Genomic DNA, 8,811 nt, shown 5'->3' on the forward strand with positions numbered 1-8,811 from the left:
AGTTGCCTGCGCGTCTGTTCCTCTACAGTCATGAATTAGGTTACCTTCGAGTTTGGAAAGGTGACACACACACCAAATCCTCTGGCAGATCCTGTAAGTGGGGAACGTAAGCGCAGAGTAACGTCCATTTGGGTAGCGATATTACTGGCAATGGCGAGACCCAGGCCACTGCCATGATTACCGGTCCCGCCGCGCACGAATGGGCTAGTCAGCCGCTGGAATATGCCGGGTGGCAGCGCGGGGCAGTCATTGGTGATGTCGATTCCACCATCTGGTAGCACGGCCACCCGCACGGGCATATGGTGCCCTCCATGCAGCAGGGCGTTTTCAAGCAGGTTGCGCAACATGATGCCGGTCGCATCCATGTCACCATGTACGAATATGTGGTGAATCCCGTCTGGCGCGATGACAATGCCCTGCCCGTCACACGGATTATGCCCAAGATCATCGACAAGGACACGCACTACGGTCATCAGGTCGAAACGGTCGCGCCGGAAAGCGACGCCGGACGAGGCGCGGGAAAACTGCAGCAGTTTTTCCACCGTGCGGCCCAGCCTGCGGGTCCGGTCGGCAATGACCTCCACCCGCCGGCCCGTATCCGAACCCGCCGGCATCAGTCGGCCCAGCATCTGTACCTGCGCCAGAAGGGCTCCAAGCGGGTTACGCAGTTCATGCGCAGCGCTTGCGGCAAAGGCGCGCTCGGTAGAGAGCGCTGCCTCCAACCGCGCCAACAGCGTATTGATCGAGCGCTGGATGGAGACTAGTTCGTCAGGGAGATCAAGGGGAGGAATGGGCTGAAGGTTGCCGCTGCCACGTGCGCGCATCTCGTCATGCAGCAGGTCCAGCGGGCGCAGGGCGCGCCGCACGATCAGGCGCACCAGCCACCAGATCACCGGCATGAAAAGCAGCATGGGCACGACAGAGATCAGCATCGCGCGCCGGACGGCCTCGCGCCGGTGGAAGGTCGGTTCCCCCACAAGGACACGGTATTTCTCCGCCACGGGTGACGCGACATAAACGCGAAAATGCGGGACGTTGGCAAACCCGGTCCGCCAGTTGCTGACAAATGCGGTTTGCGGGGCATTCTGGGAACGCAGCACGACATGTCCACTCACGTCCACGACCTGATAGGCCAGTGTGCGCGGTCCGGCCTCGGGCAGCCAGGCGATGGATGACGCCGCACCCGGTTCGTGCAGTCGCGTGGCCACCGCCGTCTGCAACCGCTCGGCCACTTCCTGCAGCGAGTTATCCAGCCGTTCCGTCACCTCGTAGCGGGTAAATCCGCCCACGGCGATACTGAGGATCAGCAGCCCCAGAATAACGACCATAAGTACGCTGCTGATGATGCGGGTGGACAGGCTCCAGCTTTTCATGAGCCGTTCTTTCCATCCAGGCAGTAACCACGACCGCGTATGGTCCGGATCACGTTATTGCCCAGCTTGCGCCGCAGGCGGCTGATGAAGACCTCGACAGTATTGCTGTCCACTTCGCGATCCAGCGCATAAAGGACCGTGTCGATCTGCTGGCGCGAATAGATCCGGCCCGGACTGCGCGAGAGCAGTTCCATGATGCTCCATTCGCGCGCGGTCAGGTCCAGCCGCTCGCCATCACGCGATACGGACCGGTTCTCCCGGTCTATCGTAATCTCTCCCACGCGGCAGTGCGCCTGCCTGCGCGGCGATGCATACCGGCGGGCTACCGCCGCAATGCGGGCCACGAGTTCATTCAGGTCATAGGGCTTGACGATATAATCATCCGCCCCTTCGGACAGACCCGCGATACGGTCACTGATCTGGTCTTCTGCCGTGGTGATGAGGATGGCGATGTCAGACGATGTCCGGCGGACCTCACGCAGCAGGTCGCGCCCGCTTCCATCGGGCAGGCCAAGGTCGAGCAGTATGAAATCATAATCGACCGTTGCCATGGCCGCGCGCGCGTCCTCCAGCGTCGTGAACCAGTCCACGGCATGCCCGTCCAGACCCACGCGCTCCTGCACCGCCACACCCAGATCGTATTCATCCTCGACAATAAGGATACGCATCAGTCCTGATCCTTTTCCCGCATGACCCGGGCGTATAATGAAGGCAATACCAGCAACGTCAGGAGCGTGGACGAAACCAGTCCCCCGATCACCACGCTGGCCAGCGGGCGCTCGACTTCCGCGCCCGCACTTTCGGAAAACGCCATGGGAAAAAAGCCAAGGCTGGCGACAAGGGCTGTGGCCATGACGGGACGGAAGCGGGATTCCGCGGCCGCAAAGGCCGCCTGTGCCACGGCCATTCCCCGTGCCCGCAGGGCTGCGATCTCACTGACCAGCACCACGCCATTCAGGATCGCCACGCCAAACAGCGCGATGAAGCCGATCCCCGCCGAAATGCTGAACGGCATGCCGCGCAGCGTCAGCGCCACGATGCCGCCGGTTGCCGCCACCGGCAGGTTGACGAACACCAGCAGCGCGGGCCGCACCGCGCCAAACGCCACCACCAGCAGCGCAAAGATCAGGCCAAGGGCAACGGGCAGCACGATTTCCAGCCGCCTTGTGGCTGATTGCAGGTTACGGAACTGCCCGTCCCATTCCATGGTATATCCTGCGGGCAGTTTCACCTCCCGCGCCACACGGGCCTGCGCTTCGGCCACGTAACCGGCCAGGTCGCGCCCGCGCACATTGGCCTGCACCACCATGCGCCGGCGGACCCGGTCACGGCTTATGCGCGGCGGGCCATCGACTTCATGCACATGCGCCACCTGTGACAGCAGGACATTGCCCTGCCCGTCCATGCGCCGGACCTGCAGCGCGGCGACGGCGGCGGCAGATGTAACAGTGCGGGGGTCAAGACGCACCTGCGTGCCGATGATGGCATTGTCCACGATGACCGGCCTTGTACCGACATGCCCGCCAACCGCCTCCACCGTATCCAGAATGTCCTGCACCGCCACATTGCGGCTGGCGGCCTGCGTGCGGTCGATATCGGCGACGATCAGCGGTACGGTGCCATCACCCGCCGCCGCGACGTCTGCCGCTCCCTTCACCCCCGACATGGCTGCCACCACCCGGTCACCCAGATTGGCCAGCGTGGCCAGGTCATCGCCAAAGATCGACACCGCGATCTGCGTGCGCACGCCAGACAGCAGGTCGTCCATGCGCATCTGCACCGGCTGGCTCCACGAATACAGCGCATCGGGCAGTTCGCGCCGCAGGGTGTCATCCATCGCGGCCACAAGCCCCGCCTGCGTGCGGGCGGTCTTCCATGTAGAGGGCGGGTTGAGGAAGATGAAGCTGTCGGTCTCGTTCACGCCCATCGGGTCGGTCGGAATGGCGGATGTGCCGGTATTGCTGACCACGGAGCGCACTTCGGGAAAGCGGCGCAGGATCTGTTCCTGCTTCGTGACCGACGCCAGCACGGTGTCGAGCGAGGCCGAGGGCAGCCGCGTGGTGGTGACCGCCAGCGCCCCTTCATCAAGCTGGGGAATGAACTCACCGCCCAGCCTCATCGCAAGCCCCGCTGAAAGGGCCAGCACCACCAGCGTACCGCCAAACAGGATGCGTGGATGGGTTTCCCCCCATGTCACCATATGGGTATAGGGCCGGCGCAGGAAGGCAATCAGCCGCGTATCACCCGCAGGCCGCACGCCCCCCAGCGCAAGGGCGGCCAGGACGGGCACGCAGATGAAGCAGTACGCCAGCGACGCCAGCAGCGCCATGATGACCGTCTGCGCCATGGGGCGGAACATGTGCCCCTCGATCCCCTGCAGGGTCAGGATCGGCAGGTAGACCATGATGATGACCAGTATGGCAAACCCCACCGGGCGCATGACCTGCTGCACGGACGAGATGACCAGCGGGATGAATTCCGCTTCCGGTTCTTCCTCCCGCCGCGACAGCACATGTTCGATCACCACCAGCGAACCATCGACAATCATGCCGAAATCGATTGCGCCAAGGCTGAGCAGGTTGGCCGAGATACCGAACTGCCGCATGCCCGCCATCGCGCAGACAAGGGCAACCGGAATGACCGAGGCAATGACAAGGGCGGCCTGCCAGCTCCCGATCACCACCACCAGCACCCCCACCACCAGCACGGCGCCCATGACCAGGTTGTCACGCACGGTGGCGATGGTCTGCCCGGTCAGGGTGGCGCGGGTGTAATAGGGTTCGATCGTAACCCCGGCGGGCAGCGCCTGCCTTATGCCCGGCAGGGCGCGGTCGATCGCGGCAAGGGTGGCGTTGGAACTGGCCCCGCTTTCCATCATCACCACGCCGATCACGATTTCGCCCTGCCCGTCGCGCGTTACCGCCCCCAGCCGGGTGCGCGCACCGGTGGTGATGCGCCCCAGGTCACGCAGCCGCACGACTGAACCATCAGGGTTGGTCCGCACGGCGATGTTGCCAAAATCTGCAAGGCTGCCCACCAGCCCGCGTCCGACCACGCTCTGCTGTTCGGCATGGTGCGTGATCCATCCGCCGCCGGATGCCGCGTTGCCGGCATCCACCGCACGATAGACCTCGCCTACCGAAAGGTTGCTGCCGATCAGCCGCGCGGGGTCCAGCGTCACCTCATAGGTTTCTTCCGCCCCGCCATTGACGTTGACATCCACCACACCGGGTACAAGACGCATCTGCGGCACCACGGTCCAGTTCATGATGCGGTTGAGTTCCATGAGCGAACGCCCCGCGCCACGGATCTGGAACTGCATGATTTCGCCCATGCCAGTGGCCAGCGGCCCCATGCTGACGGTAATGCCGGGCACGGATATGTTTGAACGCGCCTGCTGTATGCGCTCGTTCACGCGGGTGCGGTCCAGGTTGATGTCGGTATCATCGGCAAACTGCACATACACCACCGAGACGCCGCCGCGCGATACGGAACGCAGGTCAGTCATGCCGGGGATTCCGGTCATGCTGGTCTCGACGGGAAAGGTGATGAGTTTTTCCACTTCCTCCGTCGCAAGGCCCGGCGCCACGACCGAGACGAGAACCTGCCGGGGCGAAATATCCGGCACCGCTTCCACCGGCAGGCCCAGGACAGTCATGATGCCCGCGGCCAGCAGCAGGCCAAGACCGCCCAGCACCAGCATGCGCGCGCGGATCAGGGTGGCAAGGTAGGCATGTGCCATCAGTCTGCATCCATTCCGGCCAGACCGATGACGGAACGCAGGGCAAAACTACCATGACCCACCACCGGCTCGCCCTCTGTCAGGCCGGAACGCAGCACTGCCTGCCGCCCGTCATCCAGTGCCACATCGACCACGACCGGCCGGTAGTCCGTCGCGTTCACCCGCACGAACACGACGCTGCGCCCGTCAATCTGCTGGATGGCTTCGGACGGCACGACAAGACCCGCCACGCTGTCACGCTGAGCCAGTGCGGAATCCAGCACCATACCGGGCACCAGCGCGCCAGTGGGGTTTGACACACGGCTTATGACCCGGACCAGCCCGGTCAGGGAACTGGCCATCCCGTCCACCGTATCGATACGGGATGTAAACGGGCCGTCTGCCGTCCGCGTTACCTGCTGGCCGCCTGGTGCGATCCGCGCCGCCTGGTCCGGCGGGATGTCGGAGACAAGCCATATGCTGGACAGATCCGCGACGGTGGCCACATCCATGCTCGGGTCCACATCACCCGCCACTGACGTACCGATCACCTGCACCATGCCGTTGACAGGGGAGATCAGGGTCGAGGTTTCGTCTTCCGCGCCCTGACTGTCCTGCTCCGATGATGAATTGAACTCCTCGGCAAAACGGTGGCCCAACGTGTCCACATCCGCCTGGCGTGCACGCATGGTGGCATCCGCCTGTGCCAGCACGTCCTGCCTGCGGCGCAGTTCGGCCAATGATATGCTCTCGCCAGCCAGTGCCCTAGCCCGCTGCACCGCGCCTGCCGCATCGGTCCGGGCCGCAATGGCGGCAGCAAGCGCTGCACGCATCTGAACCGCCTGCAGGCGCGCAACATGCAGGGAATGATCCTGATAGCGCACCAGCGCCTGCCCCCGCTGCACGGATGCTCCGGGCTGTACCAGTACTGCCAGCACCTTGCCACTGCCGGCGGGATGGATATGCACGACCCGCGTCGTATCGGGCATGACCCGGCTCATGACCGGCAGCATGGGTGCCACGCGACCCGGCGTGGCCGTGACGATGGTTACCCCTTCATTGGCAACCGCCGCCCCGTCCAGCTTCACGATCGGGGGCAGCGCCCCCTCCCCTGCATGGGCAGGCAGGGCGGGCAGGCCGAGAAGAAACAGGATGGAGGCAATCCGCTTCATGGCACAACACCTGTTGCAATCAGCATGCGGATGCTGGCGACATGCCATTCCACCTCAGCCCGGGCACTGGCCAGTCGGGTATTGGCGGCCGCCTGCCGGGCGGCAAGCGCCGTATCCACACCGGCTTCGCCTACCCGCCAGGCCCGTTCCTGCGCCTGGGCCCGCTTTTCCATATTCTCTGCGGCACTGCGGGTAGCCTGTCGTGCCGTGGTGGCCGCGATCAGGCGTTCACGCACGCGCATCATTTCCAGATGCACCATGCGCCGCGCCTGCGTTTCCTGGCTGGTGGCCGTGGCCAGGCGGTTGCGGGCTTCGGACATGATGGGCGTGTTACGGACCTCGCTGGGCAGGGGGATGCTGAAATTCACGCCCACACGATCATCCCACGGGCTGCCGTACTGCTTTTCATGAATGGCGTCCACGCCGATTTCCGGGTTGGGCATGAACGAACGGCGCGCCAGTTTCATGTTCGCTTCGGCGGCTTCCACATTGCGGTGCGCGACCTTTATGCGGGGATCGTTGTCTTCCATGTCGCGCGGGCTGACAAAACGGGCCTGCGTCACGTCGCCGCCACCATAACGGCTCAGGTCAGGCACAACCGGGCGCCCCAGCAGCACCTCCAGGGCCGTAGTCGCGTTCTGCGCTTCCTCCTGTGCCAGGGCCAGTTCATCGCGCGCGTTCTCCATCGCCGCCTGCGCCACCTGCCCGTCGGTCGCGGCCAGTTCGCCCCCCTGCACCGCGCGCGTGGCGCTGGCGGCCATGCGCGCGGTCGCATCATACAGGGTGCGGGCCACATCCACCCGGCTGCGGGCGATCAGGGCGGCGGCGCCTGCATCAAGCACCCGGATGGACAGTGCCATGTGTTCGACATTGAGCTGTTCATCAATCGACGCGGCTTCCGCGCTGGCGACCTGTTTCGTGGCGCTGCCCTGCCCCGGCAGCCATAGCGGCACCGACACGCCGCCCTGATAGGTTGTATAGCCTTCGTTACTGCCCAGCATGTGGTCATCCATGTATTCACCCGACAGGGTCGGGCCGCCGGCAAACCATGACCCGGCAGCGCTGGCGCGGGCGCGGGCGGAATGATGGCCGACCTGAAGTTCGGTGCGGACGGGATCGATCGCCCAGGCCATGCCGACGGCTTCATGGAAGGATGGGCCAGGGCGGGCGTCCTGGGCCAGGGCCATCCATGGCAGGGCACAGGCCATGGCGATCGACACGATGGGGGGGATGGCGCGGTTCATGCTTCAGGCCATCATGGAATGGCGCGACCACCATGGCTGATCCGTTCGGCCAAATCGCTCCACAGTCGCGCCATCAGCAGATTGATCTCGGACGTGACCGAAAACGGGGACTGCGAACGCGCCAGGGGCGAAAGGGACATGCGTTCCCCGATGACAAAATGCCCCTGCGAGAACAGCCGGGCCGAAATCGCCCCCTGCTGCCCCTGCCCCATGGGCCTCGTAACGGAAATACGCAGGTGTGGCGGCGGGTCGGCAATGAGACCGAAGACATGCCGTTCAGCTTCATCAGAGGGGCACGCCACGCCCTGCAGCACGGCGTCACGCAGTACGGAATGGGGATAACCCCCATACATGCCATCTACATGCAAACGTATACCATGCCGGACCGTCATACATATGCCCTCTGTCCCATCATCCGCCCAAGCGGCCGACACCCCTAGGAAGAAAATACAGGCTGCATACAGACTATCCCGCACTATCCTTTGCATAATAAGCGTCTGTTCCCCGGCGTACATAAAGTTCCTGCCATCACGACGACGACTTTCTGACGGTAACAGAGAAACCTGACGTGAACCTGAACATCCGGTCTACAAAAGAAAATTTATATTATGAAAATGATTATCATTTCTATATTTAGAGTAAGCGATAATTTCATATGTGAATTTAAGGCTCTGTTAGAGCCTGAATTAGAAAGCGGTTTGATTGATTTGTCTCAGCACCCTGCAGATATGGACAATCATCAACTGTGCACAGGATAACGAGATTGGTGCCTCGACATGTTTCGTGAAACGGCGGCAGCGTCCGAGTCATACGAAGCGACGCTCCACGATCCAGCGTTTCGGCATGATGATGAAGCCTTCAGCCCGATCGCTGCGCTTGACGATCTCGATCGTCCGTCGGCCACGTTCGACCAGCACACCACGCAACTTCTCGCCAGCATATCCACCCTCACCAATCAGATGGCGCAGCCAAGCGAACAATGAGCGTATTTTGCTTGCTGCCGGCGGCGCACCGTTATGATCCTGAATGTCGGCGGGATGCACGACAGCTGCCACGACATGACACAGCGTGCCGGTCGAGATATGCCGCTCGCGACCCTTGATTTTTTTTGCTCGCGTCATAACCACAGCGGCCGCTGTTGTAGCGGTTTTAACCGACTGGCTGTCAATAACACCCACCGAAAGCGTGGCGTCTTGCCCACTTGTGCTGCTCTGCCACAGCTGGCTAGAGGGTGTTATGCACCTTGGGCGAGCATAGCTGCATTTCTTAGCATGAAGCACGCGAACGCGATGACATGGAGA

At 63.1% G+C, this 8,811-nt stretch carries 6 protein-coding genes and 1 pseudogene; all 7 read right to left on the bottom strand.

The window, feature by feature from the left end:
• Positions 1 to 35: 35 nt before the first annotated feature.
• Positions 36 to 1,373 carry a histidine kinase dimerization/phospho-acceptor domain-containing protein gene (locus tag QEG70_RS14875; RefSeq protein WP_014106854.1) on the bottom strand — a complete coding sequence of 446 codons (1,338 nt, stop codon included), beginning with the start codon at positions 1,371 to 1,373 and terminating at the stop codon, positions 36 to 38.
• Entirely contained in the window at positions 1,370 to 2,041 is a 672-nt protein-coding gene (locus tag QEG70_RS14880) for a response regulator transcription factor (RefSeq protein WP_014106853.1), read from the bottom strand. Before QEG70_RS14880 ends, QEG70_RS14875 begins: the two co-directional genes overlap by 4 nt.
• On the bottom strand, positions 2,041 to 5,115 hold the full coding sequence (locus tag QEG70_RS14885) for an efflux RND transporter permease subunit (protein ID WP_308721324.1): 3,075 nt from the start codon (positions 5,113 to 5,115) through the stop codon (positions 2,041 to 2,043). Before QEG70_RS14885 ends, QEG70_RS14880 begins: the two co-directional genes overlap by 1 nt.
• Entirely contained in the window at positions 5,115 to 6,266 is a 1,152-nt protein-coding gene (locus QEG70_RS14890) for an efflux RND transporter periplasmic adaptor subunit (protein ID WP_110569787.1), read from the bottom strand. Before QEG70_RS14890 ends, QEG70_RS14885 begins: the two co-directional genes overlap by 1 nt.
• A complete protein-coding gene (locus QEG70_RS14895; RefSeq protein WP_019092071.1) occupies positions 6,263 to 7,510 on the bottom strand; it encodes a TolC family protein in 1,248 nt (415 codons plus the stop codon). The genes QEG70_RS14890 and QEG70_RS14895 overlap by 4 nt, the downstream gene beginning before the upstream one ends.
• Before the next feature lie 11 nt (positions 7,511 to 7,521).
• Entirely contained in the window at positions 7,522 to 7,998 is a 477-nt protein-coding gene (locus tag QEG70_RS14900) for a hypothetical protein (protein ID WP_370664434.1), read from the bottom strand.
• 198 nt (positions 7,999 to 8,196) lie between these two features.
• Positions 8,197 to 8,709, bottom strand: a pseudogene (locus QEG70_RS14905) (transposase); the annotation flags it as partial.
• Between the last annotated feature and the right edge of the window lie 102 nt (positions 8,710 to 8,811).

Source organism: Komagataeibacter xylinus (assembly GCF_031081985.1).
Classification (GTDB): domain Bacteria; phylum Pseudomonadota; class Alphaproteobacteria; order Acetobacterales; family Acetobacteraceae; genus Komagataeibacter; species Komagataeibacter xylinus_E.